The 16,723-nt window shown below is 66.4% G+C and carries 17 protein-coding genes; 13 read left to right on the top strand and 4 right to left on the bottom strand.

Annotated elements, in window-relative coordinates; genetic code table 11:
• Positions 1-23: 23 nt before the first annotated feature.
• The 12 genes from AC4ELH_RS16345 to AC4ELH_RS16290 all read left to right on the top strand — a co-directional run bounded on the left by AC4ELH_RS16345 (position 24) and on the right by AC4ELH_RS16290 (position 11,952).
• Positions 24-344 carry a glycerol dehydratase reactivase beta/small subunit family protein gene (locus tag AC4ELH_RS16345; RefSeq protein ID WP_498885415.1) on the top strand — a complete coding sequence of 107 codons (321 nt, stop codon included), beginning with the start codon at positions 24-26 and terminating at the stop codon, positions 342-344.
• Positions 345-565: 221 nt separating this feature from the next.
• Entirely contained in the window at positions 566-1,981 is a 1,416-nt protein-coding gene (eat, locus tag AC4ELH_RS16340) for an ethanolamine permease (RefSeq protein ID WP_064888085.1), read from the top strand.
• The gene (locus AC4ELH_RS16335; protein ID WP_064960053.1) at positions 1,978-3,393 is read left to right on the top strand and encodes an ethanolamine ammonia-lyase subunit EutB; all 1,416 of its coding nucleotides are present in this window, start codon (positions 1,978-1,980) and stop codon (positions 3,391-3,393) included. Before eat ends, AC4ELH_RS16335 begins: the two co-directional genes overlap by 4 nt.
• Entirely contained in the window at positions 3,390-4,163 is a 774-nt protein-coding gene (eutC, locus tag AC4ELH_RS16330; RefSeq protein WP_498885414.1) for an ethanolamine ammonia-lyase subunit EutC, read from the top strand. The genes AC4ELH_RS16335 and eutC overlap by 4 nt, the downstream gene beginning before the upstream one ends.
• A gap of 13 nt (positions 4,164-4,176) precedes the next feature.
• Positions 4,177-5,463: an HAD family hydrolase gene (locus tag AC4ELH_RS16325; RefSeq protein WP_498885412.1), complete on the top strand. Its 1,287-nt coding sequence runs from the start codon at positions 4,177-4,179 to the stop codon at positions 5,461-5,463.
• A gap of 242 nt (positions 5,464-5,705) precedes the next feature.
• Positions 5,706-6,149, top strand: coding sequence for a 50S ribosomal protein L13 (gene rplM, locus AC4ELH_RS16320; protein WP_055109823.1), 444 nt, complete (start codon positions 5,706-5,708; stop codon positions 6,147-6,149).
• Between the two features lie 32 nt (positions 6,150-6,181).
• Positions 6,182-6,619, top strand: coding sequence for a 30S ribosomal protein S9 (gene rpsI / locus AC4ELH_RS16315; protein ID WP_498886184.1), 438 nt, complete (start codon positions 6,182-6,184; stop codon positions 6,617-6,619).
• Between the two features lie 343 nt (positions 6,620-6,962).
• Complete coding sequence (locus AC4ELH_RS16310) at positions 6,963-7,391, top strand: hypothetical protein (RefSeq protein WP_131811732.1); 429 nt, start codon at positions 6,963-6,965, stop codon at positions 7,389-7,391.
• A 156-nt stretch (positions 7,392-7,547) separates the two neighbouring features.
• Entirely contained in the window at positions 7,548-8,888 is a 1,341-nt protein-coding gene (gene glmM / locus AC4ELH_RS16305; RefSeq protein ID WP_064888036.1) for a phosphoglucosamine mutase, read from the top strand.
• Between the two features lie 68 nt (positions 8,889-8,956).
• Entirely contained in the window at positions 8,957-9,262 is a 306-nt protein-coding gene (locus AC4ELH_RS16300) for a type VII secretion target (RefSeq protein WP_064888038.1), read from the top strand.
• 3 nt (positions 9,263-9,265) lie between these two features.
• On the top strand, positions 9,266-10,690 hold the full coding sequence (locus AC4ELH_RS16295; RefSeq protein ID WP_498885409.1) for a hypothetical protein: 1,425 nt from the start codon (positions 9,266-9,268) through the stop codon (positions 10,688-10,690).
• A gap of 122 nt (positions 10,691-10,812) precedes the next feature.
• Complete coding sequence (locus AC4ELH_RS16290) at positions 10,813-11,952, top strand: 3-ketosteroid-9-alpha-monooxygenase, oxygenase component (protein WP_498885407.1); 1,140 nt, start codon at positions 10,813-10,815, stop codon at positions 11,950-11,952.
• Positions 11,953-12,036: 84 nt separating this feature from the next.
• On the opposite strand, the gene AC4ELH_RS16285 is transcribed toward AC4ELH_RS16290, so the two are convergent.
• Complete coding sequence (locus tag AC4ELH_RS16285; RefSeq protein WP_448445841.1) at positions 12,037-13,077, bottom strand: LLM class F420-dependent oxidoreductase; 1,041 nt, start codon at positions 13,075-13,077, stop codon at positions 12,037-12,039.
• Positions 13,078-13,230: 153 nt separating this feature from the next.
• On the opposite strand from AC4ELH_RS16285, the gene AC4ELH_RS16280 reads away from it, so the two are divergent.
• Positions 13,231-13,950, top strand: a complete 720-nt coding sequence (locus tag AC4ELH_RS16280; RefSeq protein WP_448445839.1) for a DUF3298 domain-containing protein — start codon at positions 13,231-13,233, stop codon at positions 13,948-13,950.
• Here AC4ELH_RS16280 and AC4ELH_RS16275 read toward each other — a convergent pair.
• The 3 genes from AC4ELH_RS16275 to AC4ELH_RS16265 are packed head-to-tail and all read right to left on the bottom strand — an operon-like array spanning position 13,940 to position 16,711.
• Positions 13,940-15,397, bottom strand: coding sequence for a carotenoid oxygenase family protein (locus AC4ELH_RS16275; RefSeq protein WP_448445837.1), 1,458 nt, complete (start codon positions 15,395-15,397; stop codon positions 13,940-13,942). The two genes, AC4ELH_RS16280 and AC4ELH_RS16275, sit on opposite strands and share 11 nt — an antisense overlap.
• Positions 15,398-15,419: 22 nt before the next feature.
• Positions 15,420-16,124, bottom strand: a complete 705-nt coding sequence (locus tag AC4ELH_RS16270) for a hypothetical protein (RefSeq protein ID WP_498885405.1) — start codon at positions 16,122-16,124, stop codon at positions 15,420-15,422.
• The gene (locus tag AC4ELH_RS16265) at positions 16,121-16,711 is read right to left on the bottom strand and encodes an Rv1363c family protein (RefSeq protein WP_491837937.1); all 591 of its coding nucleotides are present in this window, start codon (positions 16,709-16,711) and stop codon (positions 16,121-16,123) included. Before AC4ELH_RS16265 ends, AC4ELH_RS16270 begins: the two co-directional genes overlap by 4 nt.
• Positions 16,712-16,723: the final 12 nt, after the last annotated feature.

Below are 16,723 nucleotides of genomic sequence, written 5' to 3'. Positions count from 1 at the left end.
GTCAACCTGATCGTCCGGCGATCGTGGTGTTGAGTTCGGGCAGCGGGGATGTCGAACGCGACGTGCTCGCGGGCATCGAGGAAGAAGGTGTTCCGTACCTGTTGGTTCCGGGCGACGCCGGGGTGCCTGCGACGGAACTTGCGCGCCGCGCGGCGCTCAGGTCGCCGCTGCATGTCGGGGTGGGTGTCGGCCCCGGAGGTGAAGTGTGCGTGCAACATGCCAAGCTGTCAGATCCGTTGCCCGAGTTGATGTCTGGTGCAGTCCCGAGCACTTCCGTTGTCCGGGTACTAGGGCACAACGCGGCCCGGATCGTGGTTGGTGTTCCGCTCAAACCCGACGATTGACAACGAAACTGGCCGTTGGGGTAGACACCGCCGCTGGGTGGGGTAATAATCTTCCATTAAAGGTTGATTTTCATACCTTTGGAAGGTGAACTCGCCGGAGATCCGGCGTCGGACCGGCGGTGTTGCCGGGGTAGAGGTGGGCCACCGCCTGCGAAGACCGTCATCAGCTGACGGCATCACATACGAGACATACGAAAACGTTGTAAATGAAGGAGTTTGACATGGCGGGTGTGGAAGAACACCTGGAGAGCGCTGACTATCTACAGAAACGTCAGCTCAAATCCGGAAGCGCGGGCTGGCTGCTGTTGGCCGGCCTGGGCGTCAGTTATGTGGTGTCCGGCGACTTCTCGGGCTGGAACTTCGGCCTCGAGCAGGGGGGCTTCGGTGGTCTGCTGATCGCCGTGGTGGTCATCGCCGCGATGTACTTCTGCATGGTGCTCGGCCTGGCCGAGCTGTCCTCGGCACTGCCCGCGGCCGGCGGCGGCTACACCTTCGCCCGTCGTGCGCTCGGGCCGTGGGGCGGCTTCGCCACCGGCACCGCGATCCTGATCGAGTACTCGATCGCCCCCGCGGCGATCGCCACCTTCATCGGCGGCTACGTCGAATCGCTCGGCCTGTTCGGTATTCACAAGGGCTGGTGGGTGTACCTGGCGGCCTTCGTCATCTTCATCGGCATCCACCTCGCGGGTGTCGGTGAGGCCCTGCGGTTGATGTTCGTCATCACCGCGATCGCGCTGCTGGGTCTGGTCATCTTCGCCGTGAGCGCCATCGGCCACTTCGACGTCGCCAACCTGACCGACATCGCCCCCGACGCCGCCGCGGCAGGTGCGTCGAGCTTCCTGCCGCACGGTTACCTCGGCATCTGGGCGGCCATCCCGTTCGCCATCTGGTTCTTCCTCGCCGTAGAGGGCGTCCCGCTGGCCGCCGAGGAGACCGCCAACCCCGAGCGCAACGTGCCGCGCGGCATCATCGCCGCGATGACGGTGCTCATCATCACCTGCGTCACCGTGCTGTTCCTGACGGCCGGCGCCGGCGGTGCCGACGCGATGTCGACGGTGGACGATCCGCTGGTGCAGGCCCTCGGTGGCACCGGGTTCGCCGCCAAGGCGGTCAACTACATCGGCCTGTTCGGGCTGATCGCGAGCTTCTTCTCGATCATCTACGCCTACTCGCGGCAGACCTTCGCGCTGTCGCGGGCCGGCTACCTCCCCACGAGGCTGTCGGTGACCAACAAGCGCAAGGCCCCGACCCTCGCGCTGATCGTCCCCGGCATCGTCGGCTTCCTGTTGTCGCTGACCGGTCACGGTGATCTGATCCTGAACATGGCGGTGTTCGGCGCGGCGCTGAGCTACGTGCTGATGATGATCAGCCACATCGTGCTGCGGGTGCGTGAGCCGGAGATGAAGCGGCCGTACCGCACCCCGGGCGGCATCGTCACCACGGGCTTCGCCCTGGTCATCGCGGTCGTGGCGCTCATCGCGACCTTCGTGGTCAGCCCCGTGGCCGCGGGTCTGTGCCTGGCTGTGTTCTGCGCGTTCATGCTCTACTTCGCGCTCTACAGCCGCCACCGTCTGGTCGCCAACTCGCCTGACGAGGAGTTCGCGATGCTCGCGGAAGCGGAGAGTGCCCTGAAATGAAGTACCACCAGCAGGTTTCGGGGGTGACCTACAGCTTCGACGGTCTGGTCGAGGTGATGGCCAAGGCCACCCCGCTGCGCTCCGGCGATCAACTCGCCGGTTGCGCGGCCGAGCACGACGGTGAACGCGCCGCGGCCGCCTGGGTGCTCGCGGACCTGCCGCTGGACATCTTCCTCAACGAGGAGCTGGTGCCGTACGACACCGACGAGGTGACCCGGCTGATCATGGACAGCCATGACCGCCAGGCCTTTTCGGAGATCTCACACCTGACCGTGGGCGGGCTGCGGGACTGGCTGATGGACGTCACGGCCCATGACCACAGCGCCGAGCGGCTGGCTGCCGTCGCCCCGGGGCTCACCCCGGAGATGGTGGCCGCGGTCAGCAAGATCATGCGCAACCAGGATCTGATCGCGGTGTCGGCCGCCGCCGAGGTGACCGCCGCGTTCCGCACCACCGTCGGCGGCCGCGGCACCCTGGCCACCCGGCTGCAGCCCAACCATCCGACCGACGACCCCCGTGGCATCGCCGCGGCGGTGCTCGACGGGCTGCTGCTGGGCTGCGGCGACGCGGTGATCGGGATCAATCCGGCGACCGACTCGCCACAGGCCACCGCGGATCTTCTGTATCTGCTCGACTCGATCCGCACGCGCTACGACATTCCGGCCCAGTCCTGTGTGCTCTCGCATGTCACCACCACGATCGGCCTGATCGAGGCCGGTGCGCCGGTGGACCTGATGTTCCAGTCGATCGCCGGCACCGAGGGCGCCAACTCCGCGTTCGGGGTGAACCTGCAGCTGTTGCGGGAAGGCAACGAAGCGGCGCGCAGCCTGCACCGGGGCACCGTCGGCGACAACGTCATGTACCTGGAGACCGGGCAGGGCTCGGTACTGAGCTCGGGCACGCACCTGGGCGTCGGCGGCAAGCCCGTCGACCAGCAGACCCTGGAGGCCCGCGCCTACGCGGTGGCTCGCGACCTGCAGCCGCTGCTGGTCAACACGGTCGTCGGCTTCATCGGGCCGGAGTACCTGTACGACGGCAAGCAGATCATCCGGGCCGGCCTGGAAGACCACTTCTGCGGCAAGCTGCTCGGCCTGCCGATGGGGGTGGACGTCTGCTACACCAACCACGCCGAGGCCGACCAGAACGACATGGACACCCTGCTGACGTTGCTGGCTGCCGCGGGAGTGGCGTTCGTCATCACCGTGCCGGGCGCCGACGACGTCATGCTGGGGTATCAGAGCTTGTCGTTCCACGACGTGCTGACCACTCGGCGCACCCTGGGACTGAGACCGGCTCCGGAGTTCGAGGCGTGGCTGCGCAGCGTCGGCATGGTCGACGACTCCGGGAAGCTGACCCCGTTCGACCTGGAGCGCTCGGCGCTGCGGTCGTTGACTTCGGGGGAGGTGCGATGAGCCCGAACGAGGTTGCAGTTCAAGAGTTCTGGGATGAGCTGCGCAAAACCACGCAGGCCAGGATCGGGCTGGGCCGGGCCGGCAACGCGTTGCCGACGCGCCGGGTGCTCGAACTGGCCGCTGCCCACGCCGCGGCGCGCGACGCCGTGCACGTGCCGCTGGACTTGGATCGGCTCAGGCAAGCTGTCCTCGAGGTGGGTATCGGTGAGCCGACCGTGGTGACCAGTCAAGCCACCTCGCGCGACGAGTACCTTCGCCGTCCCGATCTGGGCCGGGCCCCCGCAACCGGCATGCCGGTGCCCGAAACCCCGGCCGACATCGGCTTCGTGCTGGCCGACGGTTTGTCGCCGACGGCACTGGATCGTCATGGCGCTGAGCTACTGGCAGCTCTGGTGGCTCAATTGAAGGACCGCTACACCCTGGCCCCGCCGGTGATCGCGACGCAGGCCCGCGTCGCACTCGGCGACCACATCGCAGCTCAGGCCCGCATGCGGACCGTGCTCGTCATCGTCGGAGAACGGCCGGGCTTGAGTGTCGCCGACAGCCTCGGCATCTACCTGACCCACCTGCCGATGCCCGGCCGCACCGACGCCGACCGCAACTGCATCTCCAACATCCACCCGCCCGATGGCCTGGGATACACCGAGGCCGCGCGGGTGGCGGCAGGCCTGGTCGACGGCGCGTTGGCGCTGGGCCGCTCCGGCGTCGACCTGAAGGACACCTCGCGAACCTCCACGCTCGACCCGTCCAGCATGACCCAGCTCAACTGAATCAGGAGTCTCAATGACCGTGCGTGCCGTCCTGTCCCTGCTCGCCGCGACGACCGTTGCTGTCGCGGGCTGCGGTGCAAGCAACGATTCGGCGGAGCCGTCGGCCGGTACGCAAACTGGCACCGAGACACCGGCCGCCAACTGCCGCACCCTGGCGGACAACCCGGGTTGGTACGGCGACAACCGGGACCGGATTGACGCGATGCTCGCCGAACGCGGCAGGTGCGGGGCGGACGGCTCGGTGGCCGACGGCGCTCCGCTGGCGTTGTTCGACTGGGACAACACTGTGGTCAAGAACGACATCGGGGATGCGACGTTCTTCTGGATGGTGCGCAACGGCAAGCTGCGGGCACCCGCAGGCGGCGACTGGTCGACGACGAGCCCGTACCTCACCCCGCAGGCCACGGCTGCGCTCGGCAAGGCCTGCGCCGCAACAACTCCGGGCCAACCGATGCCGACGAACACCGATCTGGGCTGCGCCGACGAACTGCTGTCGGTCTACACCGACGGTGAGACACGTGCCGACGAGCCGGCGTTCGCCGGGTTCAACGCCCGCCGGTTCGAGCCCTCGTATGCCTGGGCCGCGCAGATGCTGGCCGGCTGGCCCGAATCCGAGCTGACCGGTTTCGCCGAGGCGGCACGCAAGGAGAACCTCGACGCGCCCGAGGGCACGGAGCAGAAGGTCGGCAGCGGTGACGAGACCGGTTGGGTTCGCTACTACCCGCAGATGCGCGATCTGGTGGAAACCTTGCGCGCCAACGGTTTCGACGTCCGCATCATCTCCGCGTCGGCGGAGCCGGTGGTGCGGGTGTGGGCGGCCGATCTCGGTTTCACCCCGGACAAGGTGATGGGGGTGCGGACCGAGCGCGATGGTGATGTCCTGACGTCGAGGCTGGTGCCGTGTGGCGGCGAGACGGCCATCCCGTACATCGAGGGCAAGCGGTGCCGGGTCAACGAGGACGTCTTCGGCATCAAGGGGCCCGCCGCGTTCGAGCAGCAGCCAGAGGACAAACGCGCGGCCTTCGGCGCCGGGGACTCCGACACCGACGTCACGTTCCTCACCGACGCTACGGCGTTGCGCCTGGTGCTCAACCGCAACAAGACCGAGTTGATGTGCACCGCCTACGACAACTCCGACGGTCGGTGGGTGGTCAATCCGATGTTCATCGATCCGAAGAAGAAGCAGGCCGACCCGTACGAGTGCACGACGGAGGGCTACATCGAGCCCAGCGGCAAGGACGCCCCGCTGCACCGCCCGGATGGCAGCGTGGTGCCCGACCAGCAGGACTCGGTCTCCTAGGCCCGAGCGTTGGCTTGGGTGCGAGATTTTGCAGAGAACTCGCACACGAGCCCACGCTCGAGCTGGGAAGCTGCGTTTTGACCTGCGCGGACACCCACCGGTAAGCTGCTCCGTTGGTGTGTGCTGCCCTGATGGGCAAGCGGGTCCCGGGTCACTGTCGGTCGCCGGGAAAGCCGAGTACACACGCCGCGACCGGCACCCGGATTATCCGGGGTCCAACCCGAGAAGAAGAGGTAAGCGCTGTGCCTACGTACACGCCGAAGGCGGGTGACACCACGCGTCAGTGGTATGTCATCGACGCCCAAGACGTGGTGCTCGGCCGGCTCGCCGTCGAAGCAGCCAAGCTGCTCCGCGGCAAGCACAAGCCGACATTCACGCCGAATGTCGATGGTGGCGACTTCGTCATCGTCATCAACGCCGAGAAGATTGCCGTCAGCGGCAACAAGCTCACCAACAAGTTCGCTTACAGCCACTCGGGTTACCCGGGCGGTCTGCGCAAGCGCACCATCGGTGACCTGCTGCAGAAGCACCCGACCCGCGTCGTCGAGAACGCGATCATCGGCATGCTGCCGCACACCAAGCTCGGTCGGCAGATCCAGAAGAAGCTCAAGGTCTATGCCGGCCCGGATCATCCGCACGCCGCGCAGCAGCCGGTTCCGTACGAGATCAAGCAGGTGGCCCAGTGACCGAAGCGACTGAAGTGACTGAGACCGAGGTCGTGACCGAGGCCGTCGAGGTGGAGCAGGAGCACCGCGAGCCGGTCATCATCGACCGTCCGATCCAGACCGTCGGCCGCCGCAAGGAGGCCGTGGTGCGGGTGCGCCTGGTGCCCGGCACCGGTCAGTTCAACCTGGACGGCCGCACCCTGGAGAACTACTTCCCGAACAAGGTGCACCAGCAGCTGATCAAGGCCCCGCTGGTGACCGTCGACCGCCTCGAGCAGTTCGACATCTTCGCCCACCTCGATGGTGGTGGCCCCTCGGGTCAGGCCGGCGCTCTGCGTCTGGCGATCGCCCGTGCGCTGATTCTGGTGCAGCCGGAGGACCGGCCCGCACTGAAGAAGGCGGGCTTCCTGACCCGTGACCCGCGTGCCATCGAGCGCAAGAAGTACGGCCTCAAGAAGGCCCGCAAGGCGCCTCAGTACAGCAAGCGCTGATCTGTCGCCATTGCGGCCGAACGAACCCGCCGGGTGTGTCCTGTACACACCCGGCGGGTTTGTTTTTGCCTGCTGAGCTGGGCCCGAACCTCGCCGGGTTCTACCTCAGGGCTGTGGTTGGCCGCCCGGTTACGACCCTGGCGTCGAAATCTGCGCGGCCCCGCCTCTCAACTTTTTCCGGGATTCGGGTTTGAAGGTGGATCCTGCGTGGAAGCCCACGGTGTGGAGAGCAGGGGGCTGCTTTGTGTCAGCAGGGTTGTGCCCGCAGGACCTTCCTGCCGCCGGTGGACGTCGTTCTGACGTCGGGGGACCGGGTGCCGCTGTCCCATCGGAAGGAGTAATTGTGGGGAACTTCGTGAAGACAGCTACTGCGGGCGCGATGCTCGGCGGGTCGTTGCTGTTCACCGTGGGTCTGGGTATCGCGCAGGCGGCGCCCGAGACTGCCGGAGACGGCAAGGTCAACCTGACCCTCGGCAACATCTCGGTCCTGGAGAACGTCGACGACGCCGCGGCCGCCCAGATCGCGGCAGGCGTGTGCGAGAACACCGACACGGCATCGTTGACCACTGCCGTTCAGGGGGTTGACGCGAACAGCACCGACCACGTGGTCTGCACCAACAACCTCGGCACCATCTCGTTCAGCCAGAACGGGACCACTGAGCGCCCGGGTGGGATGGCCGAGGGCACGGCGCCGCACAGCGTTGCGCCGACGACGGCACCTCCGATGGCGCCGGGTGGCAGCCATTCGTCGTCTGACACCGGCTCCAGCTAACTGCTTGCCGCCGACGATCACGGCGCGCACCCGACCCGCGGGCGGTGATCCGGTGAGCGTCACCGGCCATCACGACGGGGTTTCAATTCGGCTCCGACATGGTCGCTGACCTCGTCGGTTGTGTTTACGGCAGCCAATTATGAGAAGTTTAAGGGCATGGGTCGACTGTTCGGCACCGATGGGGTGCGCGGGGTCGCCAATCGCGATCTGACTGCCGAACTGGCAGTTGCGCTCGGTTCGGCGGCTGCGCGGCGTCTCGGCAATTCCACAGGTCCCGGTCGTCGGGTGGCCGTCGTGGGCCGAGATCCGCGGGCCAGCGGCGAGATGCTTGAAGCCGCTGTGATCGCCGGCATCACCAGCGAGGGTGTCGACGCCTTGCGGGTCGGCGTCTTGCCGACGCCTGCGGTGGCGTACCTGACCAGTGCCTACGACGCGGATTTCGGCGTGATGATCTCCGCATCGCACAATCCGATGCCGGACAACGGCATCAAGATCTTCGGTCCCGGCGGGCACAAGCTTGACGACGCCGCCGAGGACCGCATCGAGGACCTCGTGCAGGCGGGCCCGGGGCTGCGCCCGACGGGTGCCGGTATCGGCCGCGTCCTCGAAGCCGAGGACGCGCTGGACCGCTATCTGCGGCATGCGGGCAAGGCCATGACGACGCGGCTTGACGGGCTGACCGTCGTAGTCGATTGCGCGCACGGCGCGGCGTGGGCGGCCGCTCCCCGGGCCTACCGGGCCGCGGGGGCCAACGTCATCGCGATCAACGCCGAACCCAACGGTCTCAACATCAACGACGGCTGCGGATCCACCCACATGGAGGTGCTGCAGGCCGCAGTCCTCGAGCACGGCGCCGATCTGGGTCTGGCCCACGACGGGGATGCCGACCGGTGCCTGGCGGTGGACGCCACGGGCGCCGTCATCGACGGTGACGCGATCATGGTGGTGCTGGCGCTGGCCATGCAGGAGGCCGGCGAGCTGTCCTCGGACACGCTGGTGGCCACGGTGATGAGCAATCTGGGCTTGCATCTGGCCATGCGGGCCGCCGGTATCGAGGTCCGTACCACCGGCGTCGGAGACCGCTACGTCCTGGAGGAACTGCGGGCCGGTGAGTTCTCGCTCGGTGGCGAGCAGTCCGGTCACATCGTGTTGCCCGGCTTCGGCACGACCGGAGACGGCATCGTCACCGGGCTGCGGCTGATGTCTCGGATGGCCCAGACCCGCGCCACGTTGGCCGCGTTGGCCGCGCCGATGCGGACCTTGCCGCAGGTTCTGATCAACGTGGCGGTTGACGACAAGGCCGCGGTGGCCAAGGCGCCGTCGGTGCAGTCCGCCGTGGCCCAGGCCGAGGCCGAGCTGGGTGACACCGGCCGAATCCTGTTGCGGCCCTCGGGTACCGAACAGGTGGTTCGGGTGATGGTCGAGGCCGCCGACGAGAACACGGCCCGGATGGTCGCGGTTCGGGTGGCCGATTCGGTCAGCGGCCAGTCGGCCTGACGAGCGCTCGCGCGAGGAACATTCAGCCCTGACGGAACCGGATGGTGCCCGGCTGCGTCTAACCGGGAATGGGAGATGTAACAGCCGTCCGTCTCGACAGGGCGGGCCTGTCCGCGGTAGCGGCCGGATACGACGCCGTTGCCGCCGATCTCGATTCGCTGGTGCGCGACCGGTTGCGTGGCCCGGTTTTCGACGGAGCCGCCGCCGGGCACGCCCACGCGGCCGACGGCGACGCCGTGCGGACTGCCGTGGACGAGGTGACGGATGGGTTGCGGCAATGGTCACGGGCCAGTGCCGAGATCGCGGCCGTGCTGCGCGGCTCGATCGATCGGTACGCGGTTGCCGACGCGCGTGCCGCGGCCCGGGTGGGTTGAGCCGTGGTGGCAAGCCTGGACGTCGCGTCCCGGCTGGATGAGGGGCAGGCCGCTGTCGACACCGTCGCCGAGTACGTCTGGGCCTGCCACCTGCTGGGCTTCGATCACCCCGATCTGACGCGATATCGCTATCAGGTACGCGACTGGTATGCCGCCGAGGACGGCCTGGACCTGCGGGCGCTGGATACCGAATGCACCGCGCTGGCGGCCGCTGCGACCGCGGCCGAGCAGGTATTACAGCTGCAGGACAATCAGTTTCAGAATCTGACGCAGGCCTGGCACGGCACCGGGGGTCGGGCGTCGACGGATTTCCTGGGCCGGCATGCGACGTCCGCGGCGCAAGTCGCCGCCGGGATCCGCGGAGCTGCAGCCACATTGGCCCGGTTGCGTGACAATCTGCGGGAGGCGGTCGACGCCAAGGTCTCCGCCGCGCTGCAGATCGAGCAGCGTCGGGGCGGTCAGCGGGGCATCTGGCTCGCGGCTGCGCGAACCGTGAGCAGCGGTGTGGGGGACCGCTCGGCGGCCAGCGAGCTCATCGACACCCAGGTAAAACCCTTTGTGGCCAACGATATCGGCGGGGACTGGTTGACGGCGATGCGCAGCACGACGCGAGCGGTGGCCGACGCGTATGCACAGGCCGTCGCTGCGCTGCGAGCCGAGGCCCACCCGGCATTCGGCATCCCCGGGGAGCTGGGGCCGGTCTGGCTTCCCACCGGCGCATCCCCGGGCCCCGCCCCGGCCTTCGCCGCTGGTGCAGCTGACCGGTCCTCGGCAGCCGGTGCGATCGGGGGATCCACCGCGGCTCCGGCGAGCGTGCCATCGTTCCCGGTTCCCGCGACTGTGCTGCCCGCCGGGACTGCGTCCGGAGCGGCGGCGGGTCCTGAGCCAATCCTCCCGGCGGCAGCACCCGTTGAGCCGGCGGCGCCCGCCTTGGCCGCACCGGCAGGACCGGGCCAGGGCCTCGGTGGCGGTGGCCTGCCCGGTCTGGGCGGCTTACCTGACATCGGTTCCGGCTTGGCCGGTACCGGGCCGCAACTGGCCGATCTGCTGGGCGGGCTGATCGGGTCGTCGGCCGATGATCTGCCCGGGGATATCGGTGACCTGTCGGACGAGGACGTCGATCCAGTGCCAGACGATGACGAACACGATGAGGCCGAGAACGGCACCGACGAGGGCGGCACCGACGAGGACGAGGCGGCGGCCGACGAGGATGGGACCCACGAGGCCGCCGACCGCGAACCTGTCGGGCTGGAGGATGCGCCTGTGGAAGTGACCGAATCGCAGCCGGATCCACCGCCCGAGGCGACGGAGGTGCCCGAGGCCCTCATCCCGCCGCCGGCGGAGCCCGCTGCCGCACCGCTTGCTGCACCCATGGGTGGGACGCCGTGTGAGATCGCCGCGGATGAGCTTCCGCAGGTCGGCGGCTAGCTTCGCGCTGAACCGGATTTCGATCCCTGCCAGTGGGACTTCGGGCACAGGAGCGGCGCCTGAGTGTTAGACCTGGATGTGATGTGAACCACAGTCGTCGCGAGCCTTCGGAGGGGTCTTTGATGGAAATGGAATCCGAGTGCGAGGTACGGGAGATCGCAGCCGACCCGCCACCGCCGCGTTTTGCTCGTGGCTGGCACTGCCTTGGGTTGACTCGCGACCTCGGTGACGGGGAACCGCACGCGATCAACGTCTTCGGCCAGAAGCTTGTCGTATTCCGCAGCGGGGACGGCAAGATCAACGTCCTGGACGGGTACTGCCGACATATGGGCGGTGATCTGTCCCAAGGCCAGGTCAAGGGAAATGAGATCGCCTGCCCCTTCCATGACTGGCGCTGGGGTGGCGACGGACGCTGCAAGACCGTGCCGTACGGCAAGCGCGCCCCACGCCTGGCCCGGACCGCCACCTGGACGACCCTTGAGCAGGACGGGATGCTGTTCGTCTGGAACGATCCCGAGGGCAAGCCCCCGCCCACCGATGTGACGATTCCCCGCATCGAAGGTGCCACCAGCGACGAGTGGACCGACTGGCACTGGTACACAACGGTCGTCAACGCCAACTGCCGAGAGTTGGTGGACAACGTGGTGGACATGGCGCACTTCTTTTACGTGCACGGATCGATGCCCACGTACTTCAAGAACATCTTCGACGGCCACATCGGGACCCAGTACATGAACGCCGACACCCGCGCCGACCGCGACGATGTCGGCGGCTCGACCATGCTCGGCACCACCTCGGTGGCGTCGTACTACGGGCCGGCCTTCATGATCGATGACCTGACCTACCACTATCCCGACACCGACCATTACAGCGTGCTGATCAACTGCCACTATCCGATCGACGCGAATTCGTTTGTCCTGCAATACGGCATCATCGTCAAGAAGGTCGAGGGCCTGTCCGGGGAGCTGGCGATGCAGAACGCCATCGCACTGGGTGACTGGGTGAAGATCGGCTTCGAGCAGGATGTGGCGATCTGGAAAACCAAGGCCCGCATCGACAACCCGTTGTTGTGCGAGGAGGACGGGCCGGTGTATCAGCTGCGCCGTTGGTACGAACAGTTCTACGTCGACGCCGACGATGTCGCGGCCGACATGGTCGACCGGTTCGAGTACGAGATCGACACCACGAGCGCCCAGCATGCGTGGGCACAGGAGATCGAGGACAACATCGCTGCCCGCGCCACTGCGCAGTCCGCCCCATGACCGGCAGCTGCCTCGACCTCGTCTCGAGGAACGGCCGATGATGCCCATGTCGTGCCGAAGTCGCGGAGCGGTTGTATTGGCGGCCTAGCCGGTGAGGGAGACGAGCTCCTCGCAGAACTTCATGGTCTCTGCGGTGTCGGTGGCCATCGGATGCACCAGCATCGTGGTCACCCCGGCTTCGGCGTAGGCGGCGAGGCGCTCTTTGACGAATCCCTTCGGCCCGACCAGTGACACGTTGCGCACCAGGTCGTCGGGGACGGCAGCGATGGCCTCGGCTTTCTTGCCGGCCAGGAACAGGTCCTGGATGGTGTCGGCGACCTCGCCGTAGCCGTACCGGGTGGCCAGCTTGTGGTAGAAGTTCTGTCCGCGTGCGCCCATGCCGCCGATGTACAGCGCCAGTTGGGGTTTCGCCCAGGCCAGCCGGTCGTCGACATCATCGCCGATGGCCAGGCTGGCGCTGACCATGACGTCCAGCGGTCCCAGCTCTGGATCGCGCTTGGCGGTCCCGGCCCGCAGCGCGTCGCCCCACACGTCGTCGGCCTTCTCGGGCAGGTAGAACACCGGCTGCCAGCCCTCGGCGATCTCGGCGGTCAGCTCGACGTTCTTGGGTCCCAGCGCCGCGATGGTGATCGGAATGCGCTCACGCACAGGGTGATTGATCAGGTGCAGCGACTTACCCAGCCCGGTGCCACGGTCGGCGGGCAGCGGCAGCTGGTAGTACTTGCCGTCGTAGTCGAGGTTTTCGCGCCGCCACACCTTGCGGCAGATCTCGACCACCTCGCGGGTTCGGCCGAGCGGCGCGTCGAACGGTACGCCGTGGAAACCTTCCATCACCTGCGGCCCGGAGGTGCCGATACCCAGGCGGAACCGGCCGTCGGATACATAGTCGACACCGGCCGCGGTCATGGCCATCAGAGCCGGCGTGCGGGTGTAGATCGGCACCACGCCGGTGCCGAGCTCCATGGTGGAGGTCTTGGCGGCCAGGTACCCGAGCTGGCTGATCGCGTCGTAGGAGTACGCCTCGGCGACCAGGGCGATGTCGACGCCCACCTTCTCCAGTTCGACGACCTGGTCGGCGGCTTCCTTGAAGCCGCCGGCGTAACTCAGAAAGATTCCTGTCCGCATGGCGAGAGACTACACCAACCAGTTGGTTGGGTAAAATCCGGGATCTCGGGAATTATGTGGAACGCCAACAATTCGCTCCGGCAGGTCAATTATGGCGTGGCATAATCGGCGGCAACCGGAAATGGAAAAACCGATGCGCGCGCGGGGGTTGAAATGCTGGCGAGAATTCTTTGCGTCGTCACAGTCGGCGTGGGCATGGTGGCAACCGGAGCGGGTGTCGGTAGGGCCGCGTCGGAATCTCCATGCGCTCCGTACGTACCTGTCGTCGACACCATTGCCGGAGAGAGTCCAGATCGGTTGGGCGGCTGGAGTGTTCGTTACGAGCGGATCGGTGGTGGCGATGGTGCGATCGCCGACGAGATCAATCGGGTGATCGATGCCGAGGCGCGTGGTCAGGTGGCGACTTACGAGCCGAGCGCGACGAAGACGAATTCGTGGACACTGAATATCGATGGGCATGTCGTCAAACGGCCGGTGACAATTTCTGCGCTCTTCACGGGCGAATACAATACCGATCAGCCTAATATGCCGTTCCATGCCGTGGCGACTCGAGTTTTCGACTGTCGTAGCGGAATTATGATCGATTGGGACAATCTTTTCACGGATAAAAAGGCGGGCCTTTCGCGGCTGTCCGACCAGACGAAGCGGATCCTCCCGACGGTCTACGCGCCGCCCAGTCGCCCGGGTGTGTGGCAGTTCGGCAGCGAGGTGGCCCCGGTCGACGACAACTTCCGGTATTGGATCCCCACCGACGCGGGCATCGAACTGCATTTCCCGGACTGGCAGTTCGGCCGCGGGTTGCCGGTGATCACCGTCGGGTGGGCGGAACTCCGGGACCTGATCGCCCCGGAGTTCCAGGTGATCACCGAGTAACCGACGGTGAATGCGGCTGGGCGATTCGTGGGGTGTAGCAGCCGTGGAAGCTCAGCGGCAGATGGTGTCGCAACCGGCCGACGTATACGGGTCCCGCTTCGATGTCCTTGGCGTCGAACACCGACAGGTTGGCAGTGTTGTTGATTCCGTCCAGCACCGGTTCGATCAGCCAGCCGTCGTCCTCCTCGATCGCGTCGGGCCTGGCGGCGAAGATCGCCTCGTGCGGCAGGTGGCCGTCGGGGAACTTGAAGATGGTCTCCTTGCCGGTTTTGTTGTCGATCTTGGACAGTGCGTTCGGGAACAAGTTGCCGTCGGTGGCCGCCGACATATAAAAGTAGCGATTCGGCTTGGCCATGTTGAGCACGTTGATCATCGGGAATTCACCGTGGACTCCGGAGAACTCGTCGATCGTGACGTGTCCCGATCGGGGGATTCGGACCCGGGTGGGTAGGCCACCGAAGGGCATCGTGGAGGTTTCCATCAGGGTCTCGACGCCGGCGAGCTGGCCATTGAGTTGTTCCCACGTGGCGTGGTAATTCAGCACGTCCACCACGACGTCGCCGTTGTCGTCGTCGTAGGCGTTGGCGAAATGCAGATGCAGCATCGGGTCGGTGTGGAAGATCCGCGGCTTGCCGCCGTCGCGGGGCACCAAGGCGATCGTGGTGCCCAGTGAGGCGTCGTATTCGATGGCGTCGATGTAGTTGAGCAAACCGAAAGCCGCGCCGAAGAACTTCTTGAGCGGGAATACGAGCGGCGGGATCACGAAGACCAGGTACCGCTTGGTCAGGCCCATGTCGTGATTGAACATGGGTCCGGGCAGGCGGACGTGACCGAGTTTGCGCATCTTGCCGCTGCGGTCGACCCGGTAGCAGATCAGCTTCGGGACCGGCGCCATGGCCATCCCGAAGTTGTACATCTCGCCGGTATCCCAGTCCCACTTGGGATGTGCCGAGAACGCGCCCAGCCACTTGAGCTCACCGTCGTAGTCGTACTCACCTTTGGTCCGCAGGGTGTCGGGATCGAGTTCGGTGGGCCGGCCACCTTCCCACAGGGCGAGGAGTTTTCCGGCGTTCATGACGACGGCGGTGTTGGCGACATTGGCGGGAAACCGCAGAGCGTTGGCAAGCAGGCCACCGTCGCGCATGGTGCCCAAGGCGCGAAACGGCGCTCCGTCGGAAATGATCGAACGTTGATAGTGCTTGGTCTGGATGAACCGGTTGCGGAAGTGGACCACACCGTCGGACATCGAATACATGGTCAGCATTCCGTCGCCGTCGAAGATGTGGCCGAGCGGCGCTCCGCCGGCCTCCATCTTGCCGGGACCGTTGCGATACAACGTCCCTCGGAGGGCGGCGGGCAACTCGCCTGTGACGTCGTCGATCGTGTAGTCGTACTCCTCGTACAGCGGGGCATAGGTCTGGATGGGGTCGTTGTCGACGCTGGTCATGTCGGGATTCCTTCGTGTCGGGTCAGTGGGCAGTGCGGACGCGCAGGGTGCAGCCCAGGCCCGGGAGATGGGGATCGAATTCGAGCGGCATGGGCCCACCGGGATGAAAGACCTTTTCGCAGGCGGCCTTACAGCCCATCTGGCAGGAGTTCTGCTGAGCGGTGTTGGTCCCGACAACGACATGCATTGCGCATTCCGGGATCTCGTAGACCAGCGTCCCGTCCGGTTCCTCGCCGGTGCGGTGGATCGGCCCCACCAGGAAGGTGGACAGGCCGACGCCCATGTCCATCACCGGTGCGTACCAGGCTTTCGGTACGACCTTGACTGCGTGGAACATCGGCAGCAGGAACCGAAGCCAATGCCGCAGCCTGCGCGCGACGGCGTCGGAGACCAGCTCCTCCACTGCTTCGAACGGCAGGTCTCGTAGCAGCTCGGCGGTCACCCACTCGAGCTCAGCGACGAACTGGCCGTACTGGCGCCGCCAGGAGTGCTGAGGGCTCTCGAACAGTCCACGTCGACGTTTACGCCGCTCCACCATTGTGGCCCAACTGCTTTCGACCGCCGGTCGGTTGTCGGCGACGATCCGCAACATCGGCAGGAACACCGTCTCGGGCAGGTCGCCGACGCGCTTGATCATGGAATGGATCAGCCACTCGTCGCGCAGTGCGGCGATCGGACCGGGTTTGATGCCGGCAGTGGTCACGGTTGCCTCCTGGGGCGCGGTCATGGGAGTTCCACCTTGGCGGCCTTCCAGCGGCCGTCGATGTTCTGCATGGTCATGACCATGCGGCTGCGATCAACCCGCGGGTCCGGAACCTCGGTGTTGGTCACCGTCTGGTCGACGAACAGCAGCACCACCACCTCGTCGGCGGTGGCCGACTTGACCGCAGAGTTCACGACCACACCATGGCCGGTCGCTTTGTGGTCAATCAGCAACGTGCGCAGTTCGCTGCTGGATTTGGCGTACATGTCGTGGAATTCGCCGGTGGACCCGTCGAGTACCGCCGCGAAGTTCGCATCCAGATTGCCGGTATCCACCGAAGTCAGCGTCACCGCGTAGGAGTTCGCGGTATTCAACGCTGCGGCACCGGCATTCGCGATCTGTCGCTCGCCGACGTATTGCCAGCCGAAGAATCCGCCGACACCGCCGAGCGCCAGCACCAGCACAGCGATCGCGGCGGCAATCAGACGTCGTCGCCACGTGCTGTGGTTGACGACGGGCTCCGGCTCCTCCGCGGCAGAGCCCGGCGTCTCGGTGTCATCGGGCTCGTCGGTGTCCTCGCTGTCGACGCGTTCAGCCAGTTCCGTGCTCATGATGCTCCTCTC

The organism is Mycobacterium shunyiense (assembly GCF_058270075.1).
Note: the sequence above shows the minus strand (reverse complement) of the source record. Positions and strands in the feature narration are given on the sequence as shown.